13 protein-coding genes and 1 pseudogene are annotated in these 19,885 nt (G+C 59.0%); 9 read left to right on the forward strand and 5 right to left on the reverse strand.

Annotation, left to right across the window (positions count from 1 at the left end; translation table 11 throughout):
* Positions 1-1,015 precede the first annotated feature (1,015 nt).
* The 3 genes from NCT05_RS31895 to NCT05_RS31905 form a co-directional block, all read right to left on the reverse strand.
* On the reverse strand, positions 1,016-1,612 hold the full coding sequence (locus NCT05_RS31895) for a carboxylesterase family protein (RefSeq protein ID WP_250504044.1): 597 nt from the start codon (positions 1,610-1,612) through the stop codon (positions 1,016-1,018).
* The gene (locus NCT05_RS31900) at positions 1,609-2,721 is read right to left on the reverse strand and encodes a carboxylesterase/lipase family protein (protein WP_250504045.1); all 1,113 of its coding nucleotides are present in this window, start codon (positions 2,719-2,721) and stop codon (positions 1,609-1,611) included. Before NCT05_RS31900 ends, NCT05_RS31895 begins: the two co-directional genes overlap by 4 nt.
* Before the next feature lie 333 nt (positions 2,722-3,054).
* On the reverse strand, positions 3,055-4,674 hold the full coding sequence (locus NCT05_RS31905) for a tannase/feruloyl esterase family alpha/beta hydrolase (protein WP_250504046.1): 1,620 nt from the start codon (positions 4,672-4,674) through the stop codon (positions 3,055-3,057).
* Between the two features lie 505 nt (positions 4,675-5,179).
* Between NCT05_RS31905 and NCT05_RS31910 the strand changes: the two genes are divergently transcribed.
* A complete protein-coding gene (locus NCT05_RS31910) occupies positions 5,180-5,578 on the forward strand; it encodes a flavin reductase family protein (RefSeq protein WP_284507609.1) in 399 nt (132 codons plus the stop codon).
* A gap of 28 nt (positions 5,579-5,606) precedes the next feature.
* Here the strand turns inward: NCT05_RS31910 and NCT05_RS31915 are convergent, their stop codons facing one another.
* Entirely contained in the window at positions 5,607-6,056 is a 450-nt protein-coding gene (locus NCT05_RS31915) for a MarR family winged helix-turn-helix transcriptional regulator (RefSeq protein ID WP_250504047.1), read from the reverse strand.
* 232 nt (positions 6,057-6,288) lie between these two features.
* Here NCT05_RS31915 and NCT05_RS31920 point away from each other — a divergent pair, with 232 nt between their 5' ends.
* The 3 genes from NCT05_RS31920 to NCT05_RS31930 all read left to right on the forward strand — a co-directional run bounded on the left by NCT05_RS31920 (position 6,289) and on the right by NCT05_RS31930 (position 9,103).
* On the forward strand, positions 6,289-7,068 hold the full coding sequence (locus NCT05_RS31920) for a cyclase family protein (protein ID WP_250504048.1): 780 nt from the start codon (positions 6,289-6,291) through the stop codon (positions 7,066-7,068).
* Positions 7,069-8,180: 1,112 nt separating this feature from the next.
* On the forward strand, positions 8,181-8,636 hold the full coding sequence (locus NCT05_RS31925) for an Xre family toxin-antitoxin system antitoxin (RefSeq protein ID WP_250504049.1): 456 nt from the start codon (positions 8,181-8,183) through the stop codon (positions 8,634-8,636).
* The gene (locus NCT05_RS31930) at positions 8,633-9,103 is read left to right on the forward strand and encodes an RES family NAD+ phosphorylase (RefSeq protein WP_250504054.1); all 471 of its coding nucleotides are present in this window, start codon (positions 8,633-8,635) and stop codon (positions 9,101-9,103) included. The genes NCT05_RS31925 and NCT05_RS31930 overlap by 4 nt, the downstream gene beginning before the upstream one ends.
* Positions 9,104-9,296: 193 nt before the next feature.
* On the opposite strand, the pseudogene NCT05_RS37085 reads toward NCT05_RS31930, so the two are convergent.
* Positions 9,297-9,644, reverse strand: a pseudogene (locus tag NCT05_RS37085) (EAL domain-containing protein); the annotation flags it as partial.
* Between the two features lie 456 nt (positions 9,645-10,100).
* Between NCT05_RS37085 and NCT05_RS31935 the strand changes: the two are divergent.
* The 5 genes from NCT05_RS31935 (at position 10,101) to NCT05_RS31955 (ending at position 19,645) form a co-directional block, all read left to right on the forward strand.
* Complete coding sequence (locus NCT05_RS31935; RefSeq protein ID WP_502801812.1) at positions 10,101-15,986, forward strand: hybrid sensor histidine kinase/response regulator; 5,886 nt, start codon at positions 10,101-10,103, stop codon at positions 15,984-15,986.
* Positions 15,987-15,996: 10 nt separating this feature from the next.
* Complete coding sequence (locus tag NCT05_RS31940) at positions 15,997-18,141, forward strand: ATP-binding response regulator (RefSeq protein ID WP_250504051.1); 2,145 nt, start codon at positions 15,997-15,999, stop codon at positions 18,139-18,141.
* 581 nt (positions 18,142-18,722) lie between these two features.
* Positions 18,723-18,866 carry a hypothetical protein gene (locus NCT05_RS37090; RefSeq protein WP_350030100.1) on the forward strand — a complete coding sequence of 48 codons (144 nt, stop codon included), beginning with the start codon at positions 18,723-18,725 and terminating at the stop codon, positions 18,864-18,866.
* A gap of 105 nt (positions 18,867-18,971) precedes the next feature.
* On the forward strand, positions 18,972-19,244 hold the full coding sequence (locus NCT05_RS31950; protein WP_250504052.1) for an antitoxin: 273 nt from the start codon (positions 18,972-18,974) through the stop codon (positions 19,242-19,244).
* The gene (locus NCT05_RS31955; RefSeq protein ID WP_250504053.1) at positions 19,241-19,645 is read left to right on the forward strand and encodes a type II toxin-antitoxin system VapC family toxin; all 405 of its coding nucleotides are present in this window, start codon (positions 19,241-19,243) and stop codon (positions 19,643-19,645) included. Before NCT05_RS31950 ends, NCT05_RS31955 begins: the two co-directional genes overlap by 4 nt.
* Positions 19,646-19,885 lie beyond the last annotated feature (240 nt).

Below are 19,885 nucleotides of genomic sequence, written 5' to 3' on the forward strand. Positions count from 1 at the left end.
GTTACAGGCGCAGCGCGATAACCGTCGGATCTCAGGCTCGCCGTCTCGCACAAACCGAGGTGCTGCGGTGCGCACTCACAAGCCCTTGCCCGGCACGAAGAAGTCGCGCGCATTCACCCGAGCCGATCTGGATCAAGCAATCGTGCAGGTCGCGCAGCAATCTAAGACGCCTTCAACACCTGGCCAACGGTCTGCTCGCACTCGCTGAACAGTCTGAAACGCCCCGGTCCAATCAAGACCGTCTTCAACACTACGTGGATTCAAACCGTTGAAAACAGAGCCAATCACACATCAAAAACACGACATCTGTAGTTAGCCGGTGGTACGACATTTCAATTTTGCTTTGACACGCATCATTATGCGTTTTGACGTTTCCCATCAAGAACATAGCGCATGCGTCGGGGCGTTATCTACACAGTTATCCACGTAAGCTGTGGATAAGTAAGCCCCCTGCGGCCCCGTGCAAAGCAGAGCGGCTCCGGATCGCTGTGATAGCGACCTCGAGTCGGCCATGAGCGGCCCGATCGAGGCCGTCGTCCAGTTTGGCTAACGGAGGCCCCGTCCGTCCTCGCTGAATGGCTGTTGTTCGGTAACCTGATTGCCGGCGGCACTGCCGCAAGCCGGCCATAAAGCGTCATTCGCACAGGCTAATGCTTCGATTGCCAGGCGTCGCTTCCGCCTGCGAAAGCAGCCACTCATCCTCGATGGAACGCGTCGAGTTGCGCCCGCATGCGCCCGCCCGCGTCCTCGGCTATCTGGATCGTGACGTCGGCCAACTCGTATTGATCCGCATCGAGCGTGGGCACCGCATCCGCCGGTATCGCGTCCGTGACCGCGCAGAGCGCAGGCCGCGCGGCACCGCGCTCAGCAACTACTGCCCACTTCACTCTGACGGCAGAAAGGGGCACCCGCCGCGCCGCTCAACGCTTGAAGTTCATCGGTGACCTCACTGGAAATCACGAGGGTCGATGGCAGCCGCGCATAGCGACCTCATCGACCTAGTCGTGCCGAGCAATTACTGATACTGTCGATTTACCGTTTGATTTGCGTCATTAAGCGGCTCAACAAGATCCATCTGGGCTTTCAACGGACTCGGCTGGTTCACCTGCAAGGTGCCTGCTGAATTGAATTCCAATTGGTTGTCGAGTGCAGTGTTGTATGCCGGCCAGTTGATTAGACCCGCGTTAGACGGATTTCCCGTTTTTGCGAACGCGGTCCAGTAGGCGATCATGTTACGCGCCACCTGTTCGTCTTGACTCGTGACAGCCGTCCCGTAGGACGCGGAAAGGGTGTCAAATACGTACGGAATCTCTGCACCATGCGTGGCGCCGGCGACTTTATCTCTGATCGACTGAGCGACATATGAAAAACGATAGAGATACGTCGGCGCGCCGTTAGCCGTAAAAATTCTGGCTACAAAGCGTGCGGGCTCATCCATCGTAATGACACGAGAAATTTGGCTCTCAATGGACGCCACAGAGGCGGTGCCGCTCGGATCGAACGCCGCAGCGGCAGCGCTCGAGTTTTGAGGGCCAAAGATCGCGTACGCCTGCTCCTTCGTCGTAATGCCTCGACTCGGAAATCCGAGGTCGGCATTGTTCACCCCAATCATGAGCGGATCTTCGCAAAGTGCCCCGCCTTGTACTGATTCTCCGGTTCGTCAACCACAATTTTCCCGTCGATGATCGCGCCGCCCGAGAACGTGGCCAGGCTGTGCGATGTGTTCAACGTTGAGGTGTCCAACCCGTCGAGGACTTGGTCTGCCGAAAGCGCACGTAGGGCGTCCAGCGAACTGGCGTCACTCCCGTTGATTCCCAGTCCACTGGCGAATGAAGCGCCCTGTTCTTCAGCCGAAGCCCCGACCGTCTTGACGTTACGCGTGAGCGTACGGCCATAGTACTGGTTGACGCGTCCATTGCCGGACTCATTGATCGCCTTCGCAAACAGTCCTGATGCCAACGGCGATGTCAGCAGGTTGTGAATAGATTCACCTCCAGCCGATTCACCGAATATCGTGACGTTCGTGGGGTCGCCGCCGAAATTTGATATGTTACGCTGTACCCATTTCAAGGCGGCGATCTGGTCCATATAACCGTAATTACCCAACGTTTCGCCTGACTGAGCAGCGGCCGTGGTGAGTGCAGGATGTGCGAAGAAGCCGAAGCGACCGAGACGGTAATTGACTGTGACGATAACAACCCCTTCCTTGGCGAACTGCGTGCCGTCATAGTGCGGCATCGATGTTCCGCCAACGACGTAAGCACCGCCGTAGACCCAGACCATCACAGGCAAGTTCTTACCAGTGCTGTTCTGCGGGCGCCATACGTTGAGGTACAGACAATCTTCTGACGGGGCGACCGTCAGCGCGGGATTCGGACCGCTCGTTTGCATGCAGTCGTGAACAAAAGAAGTGGCCTGTCGCACACCACTCCAAGCAGACACGGGCTGAGGGGGGCGCCAACGCAAGTTCCCGACGGGAGGAGCCGCAAAGGGAATACCCTTGTACGCCACCACGCCGTTAGCCGCCACGCCCTGGACAGCACCATCGGCCGTCATCGCAATTGTGGGATCAGAGGAATTCGAAGAGCTGCCACCTCCACAAGCAGACAGCGCCACCGCGAGAATTGGAAAGGTGAGCAGTGCAGGCAAGCGCATCAGCGTGTCTTGCTTCAGCACAGCCCGGTTGGTCTTCCCTAGAGCTTTACGTCTCTGTGTAGTCATGATGCCATCGTCCCCTCTATGATCCCGCATACATTACCGCCATGACCGTTTGCTGCGGCGGACTCTGCTGTGCAGAGCGGAATCGAGTATCGAAGAGTGATTTTCCGCCGTCAAATTCGGGACAATAATGGCCTATATGAATTGCGTTCATCCGGTTAGATATTCTGGAATGCGATGTAGTGTGGGCTATAATATCGGCAAGGCGTACTGTGTGAGCGTTCCCGTCCGCATCATCCGCAACACGTAACGGACGCAATGGAGCAGGCGCCCCGTCACCGACAGGACGCCCGTGTAGGCGAGATCGAACGCCGTGCTTACTCCGCGTTTCTTGCGCTAGGACGGATCAACACAGCTGAAGCTATCGGCCGAATTCACATCGCCCGTGCCGTTGTATCTGCTGACTTTCGGCCACGGGCACAAAGGCATGGTCCGTTCAACAGCGCCGGTCGGGGAATTGTTCGCGTACTTGGTCGCAATAAGCTGGTCGGGCACGCGACCTTTCTCGACCCACGACTGCGCGGCGGCCAAAAGGTCATGAGTAGGATCGTCTGGCGCAATTGGAAATCCTGGATTAAGGTTACCGAAAACGTTCGGGCCGACGCCATTGCGGCAATGATCCATTCCCGGTGCGGTGAACAGCTTCATGAATTTATCGGACTGGCCTGGCATGCGGTTCTCGACACTTTGGCGGTAGGCAATCGCAGCTCCCGGCACCTGAATGCCATCGGCGAGTCCTTGAAAAACGATGAGCTTTCCGCCATGCGCCGCGAATGCGGTGAGGTCAGGATTCGATGCATCCACTGCGAAGTCTAGGGTGTTGTGCATCACATCAACGTCGCTAGCCCAGTTAAAGCTTCTCCAGTCCCAGTTGACCCCCCATACCCACTGAAATGGAAAGGGGAAGGGCGGCGCCGAGGTCGGCGTAGTCGCCGCAGTAGAGAAATCGAGTTCGGTACCGGGCAGATATCCATAGGACAGTTGTGCGCCTGTCACAGGATTGGTGGGTCCCGCGTAAATCTTGCGCAGTGCACTGACCTGCCCGGCTGTTAGGCAATCAGCAGCGTCGGCGGACTTGCACTGAAGCACCGCTGGATCGACCTTGCACATGTCCGGCCGGCCGATGACGCCGTCCTTCAGTCCATCCAGCTCGTCGCAAGCGCTCATGACATGGTCGGCCCAGAGCTTGCGCTTAGCGACTGTGAGATTGCTCGTCTGATCTTGCTGGGTCGCGGCCCACGCCCACTGGTAAGAAAGATGCGCAGGGACGCGAGCGGCACCCGGTGCGCCAGCCACGATGCCGTCGTAGTCCTGCGGATACTGTTGTGCCTCGTGCATGCCCTGACCACCCCCGGTGGAGCATCCGAACCAGTAAGAGTAGGAGGGCGCCTTTGCATAGAAACGGTTGACGAGCGCCTTCGATAATGTGGTCATCAGGTGCGTCGCGCGATGCCCGAAGTCGACGATCGTCTCGACATGCCCGATCATGCTTGCCACGCCTGCCGATGTACCGAGGTCAGTATTGGCAACGGCGAACCCGCGCCGCAAGCCATTGGCCAAGGCTTCGTAGTCGATAGTGCCGCCCAGGCCTCCGTTTCCTGTGCCGAGGTATTTGCCGTTCCAAGCGGTCGGAAGCCACAGTTCCACTTTGATGTTGGAGTCGGACGTCGGCTTGACAGTGGCCGCGACTCTGCAGAAGGCCGGCAGGTCTTTGATAGTCGCGCCCGTGGGCGGTGCGAAATCGCCTGCTGGCATGTTCTTAGTAAGGGTGAAGGTCGTGTCGGCTACTGTCACGGACGAGAGGTCAGAACAATTCACCAAGGCCGTCTGGCTCGTCGCCGATCCGGTGTCGGCTCCTCCGCCGCATCCGGCGGTGAGCAACGCGGCTGACGCAACGACGACTGGCCCCAGTGCGGACGGCGAAAGCACGACGTTGCCCGCTCGTTTCTTGAGCATTGCTAATCTCCAAAGACAATAAGTCGGTGTAGAAACTCAACAAGGCAGTCGCGAGGAACCACTCAGCAACAATATTGCTCGGCTAGCCTTCATGAAGGCCGAACCTGCTAGCAGTCTTTCGGACTGGGATAGGCGCGCGCTAGCGACTATGGGCGCGGCATCGCGTGTTCAATCGGTGGCACATCCACAGGCGCGAAGAGGAGTGTCGACGCATTGATGCGCACGCGCCAATCCGCCAAAATTGACCGGCGATATCAGTTAGCTGGATGCGTCGCGCCGCATCCTACAGATGCACCTTAGCGCTCGCGGAACACCTTAGGCTCATGAGTTCGGCCATTGCGCGTCGATCCCTGAGAGGCAAGTCGATTGCTCTGGAGCAACTTGGGCGGTGCGGACAGATGGGTCTGTGTCGGCTTTGATGCAATCCGGCAAGAATGAGGTCTGCCCGAAGCTCCATATGTCGGTTGCGCGTCCCGAACCGGTCGCTGGAGTACTCGATTCTTGAATGACGGCAACAGGTGTGCGCCGTGAAAAGGTGGCGCTTTCCAGCGGGTGCAAGCCCCGCCCGGCAACCGCTCCAGCCGGAAGCAACCGGAGCAGCTATGGAGGCAACGAAGTGGCTGAAGCCTCGGTTCCTCGCGTAGCGCAAAGCCCGGTTTCGTTCGAGTGCAGGGTGTCTGAGGTGATGCAGTTGCGGCGCGCGGATGGCCACCTGATCGATACGTGGATGGTGATCGGGGAGGTCGTCGGTGTGCACATCGCGCGTGGATTGTTGACCGACAGCGGATACGTAACGGCAGCCGCGCGCCCGGTCATGCGCGGCGGCGGTCCCGCAGACTACTTCGAAATTGGAGAGGCGGCGAAGTTCAAGATGGCGCGGCCTAGAACGGTTCGCCGAGGCTAACCGCTGAACGAACCGGTGGCGGAAGGCATTACGCAGACGGACGGTGTAGGTCGAGAAGTAGGCGCAAGGTGGCCTTGAGTTGATCCGCCTTGGCTTTTCCAAGCGGCGCCAGCACTCTCTCTTCGTGAGCTTTCGCCTGCTTGATGAGGGCGGAGACGAGCTTCTGGCCCTGCGGCGTGATGCGCACCAGTGTGACGCGTCGGTCGGTATCGTGCGGAACGCGCTCGACATAGCCTTGCGCTTCCATGCGGTCCAGCAACCGTGTCACGGTGGGCTGCTTCGTGACCGTCATTTGGGCCAGCTGACCGATGCTGATCGTCTTGCCTTCCGAAAGCGTCGAGAGCACCCGCCAGTCGGAGACTTCGAAGCCGGCGGCTTGTACGATCGCATGGAATTCGCCGGAGATGAGCTGGCTGACTTGAGCGAGCAGAGCGGGCGTGTAGTCATCGACGAAACCGCTCACAGGTGATTTGCTCATACTTGGGTGGTGTGCAGTCGTAAAGGGACGCGCCCGTTAGCAGCGGACGTTCGTGCCGTCGCGGCGGCATGTCGCGAAGCGCCAACGACGGGCTAAACATGATTTTGAATGGTTTCTCGGCTGAAGACAACGCAGCAGGTGGGAAGAATTGGAGAGGCGTCAGATGGTTATGCGCACTGCGGGCGGCACGCAGTGCATTCAGAGTCCATCGAGCAAGAAAACGGAGCCCAGCATGAGTAACAGTCTTGAGCAACTTACCGTCGACCTCGCGAGCGGTCGTGTCCGCGTGGTCGACCTGACGCAAACTCTGTCACCCGATTTCCCCGCATTGCAGTTGCCGCCGCAGTTTGGTCAGGTCTGGGCCTTCAAGATGGAGAAGATCAGTCAGTACGATGAGCAGGGCCCGGGTTGGTACTGGAACAATTTCTCGTGCGGTGAACACACTGGCACGCACTTCGATGCTCCCGTGCATTGGGTAACGGGCAAGGACCACGAGCAGAATACCGTGGATACCATAGACGTCCGTAAGTTCATCGCACCGGCGGTTGTGCTCGACGCGAGCGCGGAGGTGGCGGCCAATGAGGACTGGCTTCTGACCGTTCGTTTTCTGGAAGCGTGGGAAGCGAAGCACGGGCGCATTCCGAACGGTGCATGGGTACTATTGCGCTCGGACTGGTCCAAACGCATGGATCCTCTTGAATTCCTCAATATGCGCGAGGATGGGGCACATACGCCGGGCCCGACACAGGAAGCAGTGGAATGGCTCATACACGAGCGGAAGGTGCACGGCTTCGGCGTCGAGACTATCAATACTGATGCCGGTCAGTCGTACGCCTGGGCTGTCCCGTATCCGTGCCACACGCTGATGCACGGTTCTAATCGGTACGGCTTGCAGTGTCTGAAGAACCTCGATCAATTGCCGGCTACGGGCGCTGTGATCGTCTCAGCGCCGTTAAAAATACACGATGGGTCAGGAAGTCCGTTGCGAGTCCTGGCGCTAATTTCGAACTGACGCCCCCAGCAATTGTTCGCTGCTGACGTGCCAGGCGAGGATGGGGGCGTGGCGGTGGGCGAAATTGCGTTTCGAAGGTAAATCGAGATTGGCTTGTTGGGGAAACTACCGTTCTAAAAGGCCAGTTCAAAAGACCGCTCCGTTCGGCTGAAGATATCCCAGCAGACGAGCGCGCAGGCCAGTTTTAAGGTAAGCGCTCGTTTGAGCACACCGGATGCGGATGTCTTAACGCGTCATCGAGACGTTGCTCAGGGGTCGAGGGTTTTCAGATGGCGCCGCTCTCTTTCGAGCTCTTCCGCAATTTGGCGCCGGTGCTCCGTAAAGGAGCAGAGGATGTCGCGCATGATGCACAGGAGTTGTTCCGATTCGACGAATCTCGTCCGCACTCCTTCTGATCGCTAACGCGCTTTTCTTGCAGCGCGATTCGCTCCAGCGCTTCCGCGATATGACGATCCGCGAGTACTAGCGCGGATTCTTCGTTCGTCAAGGGAGGCGTGGTGACCGCCGGTCTCGAGTTGCAGCAGCGGCATCGCTGCGGTTACCTTCCGAGGATACACCAGCAGTCCAGAGGTAGCGGCCGGCGTTGCGCATCGTTTCAGGCGCATTGCAGCGTTTGATCAGGCAGGGTCGACATCTGCAGCAGAATGGTCGAATGTCGCGCTCGATTACGTTATGCAGACTTCCTGATTATGCCGAGTCATGCATCCACGCACACAACGGTTTGCGATCTCTGTTCCGGTCGCTCCGATTGTCGGCATTATCAGAGGGCCTCCACGAAGGCGAGCAACGGATCTGGAGCTTTATAGCGTGTCGGTGCAGCACCCAAACGCTGCGAGCACGGCCGGTTGAGTTTCTGACCGAGAGCGAGGCCGCCGCTCGGGTAGGGGTGCCTGACGTACGAAACTGGCGACATGTCGAAGTCCTCGATTCGCAGCTTTGACGGCGCGCACCCTATATGAAAGGGAAACGCCAGGAAAAAACTCGCAAGGACAATCAGTTAGTGTGTGCCTACAGGCGAAGGGGCGCGGCTCAAAGAGGCGATAGGTCTGACAGTTGCGTTTTCTTCGGCAAAACGCCTATAATGATTTGGCATTTTGCCAAAAGGAGAGATTGTGGAAATGACTGCATTTACTCCAACTGGCGCCGGCAACCCGCGCCGGGCAGAGTACGCGCTGCTGGGCAAGTTGCTGGATGCGCGCGTACGGGATGACGCTGATCTCGCCGGATTGGCTCGGGAGCGCATCGACGTCGATGTAATTGAGCGCCTCAGTGCTCGAGGATTGAAGGCGGACGAGTTAGCGTTCATCATTCCCCGGCGCACGCTCACGCATCGACGGCAGCAACACGAACGCCTGTCGACGGAAGAGTCTGATCGAGCAATCCGTTTGGCCAGGATCGTCGCGCAAGTCAATACTGCGTTCGGCAGCAACGAAAAGGCACTGAGTTGGTTGCGCACTCCGCAAAAGCGCTTCGCCGGCCTTACCGCCCTTGAAATGGCAGCGACCGAGCATGGCGCTCGTCTCGTCGAGGACGCACTGGTGCAGATTGCCGAAGGATACTTCGCCTGATGGTCTTGTGGAGGATCAGCAACTACGCCGACCTCAAAGGCATAGGCGGCCTGCGTGCACCGGGTCGATGGCACTTTGCCGGATGGCCAGTGGTCTATTTGGCCGAGCATCCGGCCGGCGCGCTGCTCGAAACGCTCGTTCATCAGGAAATCCGGTCTACCTCGGATCTTCCCGACTCCTATCGCCTCCTGCGCGTTGCGGTCAGCCAAAGCGCGTCCATTGCTGAGTTGGGCGAAAGCGATTTACCCGAGAACTGGAGAGAGGACCAGTCGTACACGCAATCGGCCGGGAGCGAATGGCTCGAGGGTGGATCGACAGCGTTGCTCAAAGTACCCAGCGCGGTGATGCCTTTCGCATACAACTACATTCTCAACCCGGTGCATGCCGACGCAGCCAACATCAGGATTGAGATGGTGATCGATGTCCGGCATGATCCGCGCATCTTGCGCTTAATGACACGTCTCTGAGCGGACTCCAGTCTGACCTCAATGATCATGCAGGCGGACAACGGACAGTCGATGAAAATCACGATCGAACAAGCCAAGGCGATTTACCGCGAAGCGATCGACCCGAGCGCACGAGCAACGACGAAGCTCCTGCCGGCGCAAACCGGGTAACGGCGAACGGATCGATGCGGCTCGCCGAGCTCGGTTTGCCAATGAAATTTCCCTGCCCGGCATCGCAACCGCTTTTTGTTATAACGACGCGTTCCGCTTCGTTGCCGATGCCTTCCGCAACCGTTCTCATGCCCAGCGGGCGGGCAAGAGCCACCATCGCTTCAATCATCTCGCGTGCGAGGCGACATGTCTCTTTTGCAGCGAGCTCGTGCGAACGGCTTGTCGATTTTGATGCAATCGCGATCGCCGCCCACGCGGTCCCCGGTCGTCGCGGCGGCTTTACGTGTGCCGTTCCGAGTGTGCGACCCAGTCTCTTCTCGACAGAAGGAGGCCTTGCGTCTTTGAACTCGTCGACTTCCAATGCACGGTGACCGGGCGACAACGACGGCAAAGCGAGAGGCTTACCGACGGTCGATTCCCGATTCTGCCGGCGGATCGCCCGCGGCTGCCGGACGTGGAAGTGGTGCGCTGGTCATAGCTTCGCTGCTTCGCTTGCTTTGCTGTGGCGCAGCAGTAGAGCTTGAGAAAAACTACCGGTTCCCGTCAGTTAAACAGTAACATTTGCGCGGCCCATGCAAAATGGTTCGATCAGCCTGGTTGCTCGCAATTTCGTGCAGTCGCGCTAAGCGTCGCTTAATGTATATCGATGTAGGATCGCGCGCGACCCGGACGCCCGGAAACGCCTAAAACGGGGAATTGAATGGACACTATATCCGTAGAAGAATGTGCGCTGACTGGCGACGACCTCGAAATGATGGTAAGGAGCGTTGCCGCCTTGCGGGAAGGGAATAGCGATCTAACTCTTCGGGTCGATTGGACGGGCCTGAAAGGACAGCTAGCCGCTGAATTGAACCTACTGGCTGACCAATGCGCGCGCCAGTCGTTAGCGCTCGGGCGTGTAAAGGGAAGTTCGACTGCACGTTCAGGCAATCGTCGTAGCGTCGACGAAGAAGGGCTGAAGGGGTTCTGGCTGCAGCAAGCCCGCGAAACCAACGCGCTCCTCCATGAGTCTGACACAGCGCACGCATGTACCCGAGAGATCCATAGTGCGCTCATTGCCCTAAGGAAGGGAGAGGGCGCGTCGCTTCCCGCCGACTGGACCGGCTTGCACGGCAAGCTCGCCGATGTCTTCAATGATGTCGTAGACCAAAACATCCTTATGTCCGACGAGCTCGCGCGGCTCAGCCAGGCAGTCGGCAAAGAAGGCCGCATCTACGAGCGCGCCACGCTGCCCGATCCCCGCGGCTTCTGGCGGCGTTCGATCGACTCGGTGAACTCGCTCATCGTCGACCTCGTTCACCCGACGAGCGAGGTGGCGCGCGTCATCGGTGCTGTCGCGCAAGGCGATCTCAGCAAGAGCATGGCGCTAGAAGCGGACGGACGCGCGCTCGAAGGCGAGTTCTTGCGCACGGCGAAGATCATCAACCGGATGGTCGAGCAACTCGGCACGTTTGCCGCTGAGGTCACGCGCGTGGCGCGCGAGGTCGGCACCGAAGGCAAGCTCGGCGGTCAGGCGGATGTGCAGGGCGTGGCCGGCACATGGAAGGACCTTACCGATTCGGTGAACTTCATGGCCGGCAATCTGACGAGCCAAGTGCGAAACATCGCGGAAGTCACAAAGGCGGTCGCCGCAGGCGACTTGTCAAAGAAGATCACCGTGGACGTCAAGGGCGAAATCCTCGAACTGAAGAACACGATCAACACGATGGTCGATCAGTTGCGCTCGTTCGCCTCCGAAGTGACGCGCGTGGCGCGCGAGGTCGGCACCGAAGGCAAGCTCGGCGGTCAGGCAGATGTCAAAGGCGTTGCCGGAACCTGGAAGGATCTGACCGACAACGTCAACTTCATGGCCGGCAATCTCACGAGTCAGGTGCGCAATATCGCGGAAGTGACGACAGCGGTGGCGGCGGGCGACTTATCGAAGAAAATTACCGTCGATGTGAAAGGAGAGATTCTCGAGTTGAAGAACACCATCAACACGATGGTCGATCAACTCAGATCTTTCGCGTCAGAAGTGACGCGCGTGGCACGCGAGGTCGGCACGGAAGGCAAGCTCGGCGGTCAGGCCGAGGTGAAAGGCGTCGCTGGCACGTGGAAGGACCTGACTGACTCCGTCAATTCAATGGGCAGCAATCTGACCGCGCAGGTGCGCAACATCGCGGACGTGACGACAGCCGTGGCCGCGGGCGATCTTTCGAAGAAGATCACCGTCGACGTCAAAGGTGAGATCCTCGAGCTCAAGAACACGATCAACACCATGGTGGACCAGTTGAGCTCGTTCGCGTCGGAAGTGACGCGTGTGGCGCGCGAGGTTGGCACCGAGGGCAAGCTTGGCGGACAGGCCGACGTGCAGGGTGTCGCGGGAACGTGGAAGGATCTGACCGATTCGGTTAATTCGATGGGCGGCAACCTGACTGCACAAGTGCGCAACATCGCGGATGTGACGACGGCCGTGGCCGCGGGCGATCTTTCGAAGAAGATCACCGTCGACGTCAAAGGCGAGATCCTCGAGCTCAAGAACACGATCAACACCATGGTCGACCAGTTGCGTTCGTTTGCTTCGGAGGTGACGCGCGTTGCGCGCGAGGTCGGCACCGAAGGCAAGCTCGGCGGTCAGGCCGACGTGCAAGGCGTGGCCGGAACGTGGAAGGATCTCACCGACTCCGTCAACTCGATGGGCAGCAACCTGACCGCGCAGGTGCGCAATATCGCAGATGTGACGACGGCGGTGGCCGCCGGTGACCTCTCGAAGAAGATCACCGTGGACGTCAAGGGCGAGATCCTCGAACTCAAGAACACGATCAACACGATGGTCGACCAGTTGCGTTCGTTCGCGTCGGAAGTGACGCGCGTGGCGCGCGAGGTCGGCACGGAAGGCAAGCTCGGTGGACAGGCCGATGTGCAGGGTGTGGCTGGTACCTGGAAGGATCTCACCGACAATGTTAACTTCATGGCGGGCAACCTGACGAGCCAGGTTCGCAATATCGCCGACGTGACAAAGGCGGTGGCGGCCGGCGACCTATCGAAGAAGATCACCGTCGACGTGAAGGGCGAGATCCTCGAACTCAAGAACACGATCAACACGATGGTCGATCAGTTGAGTTCCTTCGCTTCTGAAGTGACGCGGGTCGCGCGCGAGGTCGGCACGCTAGGCAAGCTCGGCGGACAGGCCGACGTGCAGGGTGTGGCTGGCACCTGGAAGGATCTGACTGATTCCGTGAACTTCATGGCCGGCAATCTGACGAGCCAGGTGCGCAATATCGCGGACGTGACGAAGGCGGTGGCGGCGGGCGATCTGTCCAAGAAGATCACCGTGGACGTCAAGGGCGAGATCCTCGAACTGAAAAACACCATCAACACGATGGTCGATCAGTTGCGTTCGTTCGCCTCGGAGGTGACGCGCGTGGCACGTGAGGTCGGCACCGAAGGCAAGCTCGGCGGTCAGGCCGATGTGCAGGGCGTCGCGGGTACGTGGAAGGACCTCACGGACAACGTCAACTTCATGGCAGGCAATCTGACCAGCCAGGTTCGCGGCATAGCGCGGGTGGTGACTGCTGTGGCGAACGGCGATCTGGGCCGCAAGCTTACGGTGGAGGCGAAAGGCGAAATCGCAGCACTCGCCGATACCATCAACAGCATGACCGACACGCTCGCCACGTTCGCCGACCAGGTCACAACCGTCGCGCGTGAAGTCGGGGTCGAAGGGAAGCTCGGCGGGCAGGCGAAGGTCCCGGGCGCGGCTGGTACGTGGAAGGGCCTCACTGAAAACGTGAACCAGCTTGCCGCTAACCTGACGACACAGGTGCGCGCGATCGCCGAAGTCGCGACGGCCGTGACGCAAGGCGATTTGACTCGTTCGATCACCGTGGAGGCGCTTGGCGAAGTTGCCGCGCTCAAGGACACGATCAACGAGATGATTCGCAACCTGAAGGACACGACGGCGCTCAACACGGAACAGGATTGGCTGAAGACGAACCTGGCGAAGTTCAGTCGCATGCTGCAAGGTCAGAAGGATCTGGTCGCAGTTGGCCAACTCATCCTTTCAGAGCTCGCTCCGGTCGTCGGTGTGCAGCAAGCCGAATTCTTCGTGTTCGAGACGATCGAGCAAGCCGCATCACTGAGGCTTGTGGCGAGCTATGCGTCAGACGGTCATCGTTCGCACGGCAATCGGGTTCAGCTCGGCGAAGGGCTCGTCGGTCAATGTGCGTTCGAGAAGCGCAAGATCCTATTGGCGCCTTCGGATTCAGTTGACTACCGGATCGAATCCGGCCTCCTGAGAGTCGTGCCGCAGAACGTTTTAGTGATGCCGATCGTCTTCGAGGGTCAGGTCAAGGGCGTGATTGAACTCGCGTCGCTTGAATGCTTCAACTCGACTCATTTGGCGTTTCTCGACCAGCTAACCGAAAGTATCGGCATTGTGATTAACACGATCGAAGCGAACACGCGCACCGAAGATTTGCTCAAGCAATCGCAATCGCTCGCGCACGAGCTGCAGAGCCGTCAGGAAGAACTGCAGCAAACCAATGGAGAACTGCAGGAGAAGGCAAGGCTACTCGCCCATCAGAATCAGGAAGTCGAGCGGAAGAACTCGGAAGTGGAGCAGGCGCGCCAGGCGCTCGAGGACAAGGCTAAGCAACTTGCGCTAACCTCGAAGTACAAGTCGGAGTTTCTCGCCAACATGTCGCATGAGCTGCGCACGCCGCTCAACAGCTTACTTATCTTGTCCGACCAGTTGTGCAAGAATCCCGAAGGCAACTTGTCAGCGAAGCAGATCGACTACTCGCGGACCATTCATTCGTCTGGAAACGACCTGTTGTTGCTCATCAATGACATCCTGGACCTGTCGAAGATCGAGTCGGGGACAGTCGTTCTGGACGTCGCCGAGCATCGCCTTGCCGACATGACGACGTATGTCGAACGCACCTTCCGTCACGTTGCCGAAGCGCGCAACGTCGATTTCATCATTCATCTGGGCAGCGACGTGCCTGCGTCAATCGTGACGGACCTGAAGCGGCTGCAGCAGATCCTGAAAAACCTGCTTTCCAACGCCTTCAAATTTACGCACCAAGGACATGTATCGTTGTCGATCGCACTCGCGCGCGACGGTTGGAGCGAGGACAACGACACCCTGAACAGTGCGGGGAGTGTGATCGCCTTTTCTGTGCACGACACGGGCATCGGGATTTCGGCAGACAAGCAGCAGATTGTGTTCGAGGCCTTCCAGCAGGCCGACGGCAGCACCAGCCGCAAATATGGCGGCACCGGACTGGGCCTCGCGATCAGCCGTGAGTTGTCGAAACTGCTGGGCGGCGAAATTCGGCTGACCAGTATGCCTAACGAGGGAAGTACGTTCACGCTTTACCTGCCGCGGACGAATGATCTCGCTAAGCCGGGGCGCAGAAGGCCCGCGCGCCGGGAAGGCCCGCGCGTCACGGTCCCGAACGACTTGACCGGCGCAACCCATTCTGCCGCGGACTGCGCGACGCACGTGGAGTCGGTCGTCGAAGTCGCACACGACATTGCGGTCGCCAACGTCATTGATGATCGGGACAACATCGTTCAGGGCGAACGGGTCTTGCTGATCGTCGAAAACGATCCGGCTTTCGCGAGGGTGATGGTCGATGCGGCGCGACATCGAGGGTTCAAGGCGCTCACCACCGCACTCGGCGCGTACGCGCTGATGTTGACCAATCAGTTCAAGCCAGACCTCATCACGCTCGACCTGTTTCTGCCTGACATGGAGGGGTGGCGGGTGCTCGCGAGACTCAAGAACGATATGGCCACTCGGCACATCCCCGTGTGCGTCATCTCGACCGATGAATCGCGCGAGCGCGCGCTGCGCGCCGGTGCTTTCGCCTTTCTGCCCAAGCCGATCGAATCGCAGGCGATTCTGGATGACGCGCTTGCGTCGATGGCCCAATATGTCGAAGCGGAGCGGCACATCGTGCTGGTGGCGCTCTCGTCGATGACCGAGCGTGAGTTGCTCTCCAATGCGTTCCAGGACGCGCACGCTGAAGTAGTCTTTGCTGACTCGCGCGATCCACTGCTGCAGCAACTGTCTTCTCGGACTGTCGATGCGCTGGTCCTCGCTGACAACATCGCCGGCGTCGCACCCGAGGACATCGAAGTGGCACTTGCCTCGCGCGACAGCTTTACGCCACTTCCGGTCATCGTGCGCGCGGCGGGCACCGTTCCGCCGGCGCGCTGGCAGCGCCCGAGGGAAGGCTTCATCGTGCAGCACGCGGCAAGCCGCGATCAGCTGCTGGATCTGAGTGTCGCCGTGCTTCATATCGATGCGCAGCGGCTCGACATGGAGCATGGCGCCATGCTGCATGCCCTGCGGGCGTCGCAGAGCGGCTTGAAGGGCGTCAAGGCGCTGATAGTCGATGACGACATGCGCAACATCTTCGCACTCGCGACGATCATGGAGGATCTCGGCATGCGTCATGTGTGGGCCGACAACGGACGGGATGCGATACGACAGGTGGAGTCCGATGCCGAAATCGAGATCGTCATGATGGACATCATGATGCCGGAGATGGACGGCCTCGCCACGATGCGCGAAATCCGTAAGCGGTCGGTCGGCAAGGCGTTGCCGATCATCGCGGTGACGGCCAAGGCGATGAAGGGCGACCGCGAGAAGTGCATCGAGGCGGGAGCGTGGGATTATCTGTCGAAGCCTGTCAATCGCGACGACCTGCTCGCCGTGCTGCACGCCTGGTTGCATCGTTAGGAGCCGGGCCATGGCCATGTTCGATGTCTCTTCGGAAGACAAGGTCAGCATCCTTGTGGTGGATGACCTTGCCAGCCAGCATGTCGCTTTGCGCACGGTGCTCGAGGGCCCGGATCAGGAAGTGATCACGGTGTCCTCCGGGCGGGAGGCACTCAAGGCGGTGCTGCAGCAGGATTTCGCCGTCATCCTGCTGGATGTGAACATGCCCGACATGGATGGTTTCGAGACGGCCAGCATGCTGCGCTCCTATCGCCGGACGGCATCGACGCCGATCATCTTCGTCACGGCTTATGTCGACGACGTCGAGATGACGCGCGGGTATTCACTCGGCGCGGTGGACTATATTTCGTCTCCCGTGGTGCCGGAGATTCTTAGCGCGAAGGTACGGGTGTTCGTGCAGATGTACAGGATGAACCGCGAACTGCGCGCCCGCGCCGCTCAAAGAGAGGAACTCGCGCGGGCAGAGGCGCTGCGCGCGTCTGCCGACCAAGCCCGTCAGCGTGCCGATTTCCTGGCGCAGGCGAGCCATCTGCTCACGCGTTCGCTGGATGTGGAGACGACCATTTCCCGCATCCTCGACACGTCTGTGCCCGCATTGGCCGATGTCGCGTGCGTCTACCTCGAACTGGACGGCGAACTGCGCCCACGCACTTCGATAAGCTGTGGTCCGGCCGTTCATGCTCAAGTCGATTCGCAACGAGGGCAGACGCTCGAGACCATCGCTCCGCTTGAGCAATTTTTCCAGCTCGCGAAGCAGACGTTGGTCGCGAGCGAAAACCTTGCGTCCCGGGATGCTGCCTTATTCGGCTGGCCATCTGGCGCCGGCGCAATCGATTTGAAGGAGATCCGGTTTTACCCCTTGTTGAACGGCGAGGAGCGAAAGGCAGTAATCGCCTTCGGAGTGATTCATTGCGACGAGCGCCATCAGGCAAAGCCCGTGGTGACCGAGTTTGTGAGTCGTGCGTCAATTGCGCTGGAGAACGCGTTCCTCTACACCGCGCTTCGGGACGAGGACCGTCGCAAGAACGAATTCCTCGCGATGCTGGCACATGAACTGCGGAATCCGCTTGCGCCAATTTCGAACGCCGTTAGCGTGATGAAGGGTATGGAGCCAAGGGATGCAAAGGTTGTGACGTGGGCGACCGAGATAATTTCCAACCAGCTTGAGCACATGGTGCGCATCGTTGACGACTTGCTCGATGTGTCGCGGATTGCGCGCGGCACAGTAGCGTTGCAGCGCGTGCCACTTGCCCTCAAAGTCGTGATCGACCGCGCGATTGAGACAAGTCGGCCTCACTTCGCGGCCCGCTCGCAAGCGTTCACGCATGAAGCGAGTCGGAACGACTTAATCATTGAGGGAGATGTCGTTCGTCTCACGCAAGTCGTCGCGAACTTGTTGAACAATGCATCCAAGTTCACTCAACCAGGCGGACAAATCAATCTCTCGACCACCTTCAAAAACGGAGTTGCGGTGGTCACTGTCACCGACAACGGAGAGGGGATCGAGCCGAAGCTTCTCCCACGCGTGTTCGATCTCTTCGCCCAAGGTAATAGCGCGCTCGATCGTGCGCAGGGAGGCTTGGGCATCGGGTTGACACTCGCCCGACACCTGGCCGAGCTACATGGAGGCTCTATTCGTTGCTGGAGTGGCGGTCGCGGGAAGGGGGCTAAGTTTACCGTTGAGTTGCCGGCGTCTGTCTCACAGGAGAAGCCGCCTTCAATTGCCGATGTCCTTCCGCTGTGTCCCAAGCGCGGCGTGCGGGTGCTCGTCGTGGACGATTCAATTGCCTCGACCGAAAGTCTGAAGATCTTCCTCGAAATGCACGGGCATGAAGTGCGATGCGCACACGACGGCCTTGCTGCACTTTCTGTCGCACGGGCATTCGCACCGCGGGTCGCCATTCTCGACATCGGCCTTCCCGGGATGAACGGATATGAGGTCGCCAAAGCCATCCGAGCCGATGATGTGCTGAAAGACTGTCTGTTAATCGCTTTGAGCGGGTACGGGCAAGACGAGGACCGGCAAAAGTCAAACTCCGCCGGAATCGATCACCACTTGATCAAGCCCGCCAATCTTCGCTCGCTCGTCGAACTGATTTCGACGCATCGCGTCGCAAGCAGCGGGGACCGCGAAGACGAAGGGCGCCCCGCTTAGCTTTGGAAACGTCTTTTTTGCCGTCAGACCACCGAGCCTACCGCTACCGCGCCACATCCCGAATCTACCGTGACTTGCCGTTCGTATCGCCTCGCTTGATCGGAATGGAGGTCTGCTGCGGCTCGCACGATCGGGCTCTCAAGCTGCAGGCGCTGGGCCATATCGTCATGCTCATGGCACCATAGTACGTGAAGCCCTGTGTCAACGCCAGTAAGAACGACGCTGTAGATACCGAGGCGATCTTCGAAGCGGTGATCGGCCCATCATTCAAGAATAGCGAGCAGCAAGCCAGTTTGCGCTACCCGGGTGGTCCAACGATTCGTCGTTTCGCGCACCGCATAATCGAATCGGATTCGGCGTTGCTGCTCCAGTTTGGCCTCGTTTTGCCACAAGGACTGACTCGCCTGAATTGGGTGTCTGCGACTTCATCGAGGACGCGAGCAACGAACCTGGCTGGCAGCTTCCGGGGCGTCGGCCCGATCATCTCAAATCAAGGACTCTCATCGCCAGAGGGAAGCGAGCCGTAAGCTCGACAAGATCAGAAGATCCCCGGCATCGGCCCGATCACCGGGAATGCGTTGGTGGCCACTATTGGCGACGCTAGCAAATTCGAGAACGGCTGGCAGCTTGCGGGTGGATGTGGCGGTAGTAACCCAGTCGTTCGGCGGAAGAAGGACGAACATGTTGGGTATCAGCGGGCGAGACCTAGCTGCGAGCTCTGTTGATCCACGGAACACGCTCCTCCCGGCACCCGCGCCCCCGCATGCGGGGCACCCTTGACGCGCTTACTTGGGGCATATACAATTTGTATATACATAAGGAGGTGCGATTTGCCAATCCCAGTTCCATCGACAAAGGCGAAGGAGGCGAGGCTGTTCCGTAACAATCGCAGCCAAGCCGTGCGTATTCCCGTCGAGTTCGAGCTTCCGGGCGACCGTGTCTTGATTCATCGGGAGGGCGACAAACTCATCATCGAGCCGGTGAAAACTCCGACGAATATTCTTGAATTATTGGCCGAGTGGAGACGGGAGCCGCCGCTTGGACCCGAAGATCAGTTGCCGGAAGTCGACGACATGCCCGCTCGCCCCGAGGACATATTTTGAGCGGCTACCTGTTGGACACGAACATTATCAGCGACATGATCCGAAATCCCTTCGGACAGGTTGCAAGTCGTATCGAACAAATTGATGCGAAGTCGATATGCACGAGCATCATCGTTGCGGCGGAATTACGTTATGGATGCGCTAAAAAGGGCTCCGGAAAGTTGCTTGCCAAGGTAGAGGCCGTCCTGGCAACAATGCCTGTATTGCCGCTAGACGCCCCGGCCGACGCAGAATATGGCGGCATCCGTTCCGAGTTGGAGTCGGCAGGCCAACCTATAGGCGGCAACGATCTCTTGATTGGCGCTCACGCCTATGCACTGCGGCTCATACTCGTGACCGACAATACAAAAGAGTTCAGCCGCATCCGCGGACTTACGATCGAGAACTGGTTGGAACGATAGCCAAGGGTGATAAAGTCGCCGTCGTCTTCCGATCGGGCGAGAAAACCTATGGTTGTAGACCGGATGCTGCGCCATTAAATGCACTACAAGATCTCCGACCCTTCCCGTGCGCGTCGACCGCTTGACATAACGCCGTCGTATCGCGGCCATTCTTGTAGGAGCAATGTAGGAGCAACATGAGAATGTCGTGTTCTAGCAAGATACAAATGTCGTGTTTTTGCGACCACTGGCAAGCTGGCG

It is taken from the genome of Caballeronia sp. AZ7_KS35 (genome assembly GCF_023631045.1).
Classification (GTDB): Bacteria; Pseudomonadota; Gammaproteobacteria; order Burkholderiales; family Burkholderiaceae; genus Caballeronia; species Caballeronia zhejiangensis.

Excerpts from the sequence above, each read along its gene's own strand:
- NCT05_RS31920 (WP_250504048.1), top strand. The coding sequence starts at position 6,289 with ATGAGTAACAGTCTTGAGCAACTTACCGTCGACCTCGCGAGCGGTCGT.
- NCT05_RS31900 (WP_250504045.1), bottom strand. The coding sequence starts at position 2,721 with ATGACTACACAGAGACGTAAAGCTCTAGGGAAGACCAACCGGGCTGTG.
- NCT05_RS31915 (WP_250504047.1), bottom strand. The coding sequence starts at position 6,056 with ATGAGCAAATCACCTGTGAGCGGTTTCGTCGATGACTACACGCCCGCT.
- NCT05_RS31940 (WP_250504051.1), top strand. The coding sequence starts at position 15,997 with ATGGCCATGTTCGATGTCTCTTCGGAAGACAAGGTCAGCATCCTTGTG.
- NCT05_RS31895 (WP_250504044.1), bottom strand. The coding sequence starts at position 1,612 with ATGATTGGGGTGAACAATGCCGACCTCGGATTTCCGAGTCGAGGCATT.
- NCT05_RS31905 (WP_250504046.1), bottom strand. The coding sequence starts at position 4,674 with ATGCTCAAGAAACGAGCGGGCAACGTCGTGCTTTCGCCGTCCGCACTG.
- NCT05_RS31910 (WP_284507609.1), top strand. The coding sequence starts at position 5,180 with ATGACGGCAACAGGTGTGCGCCGTGAAAAGGTGGCGCTTTCCAGCGGG.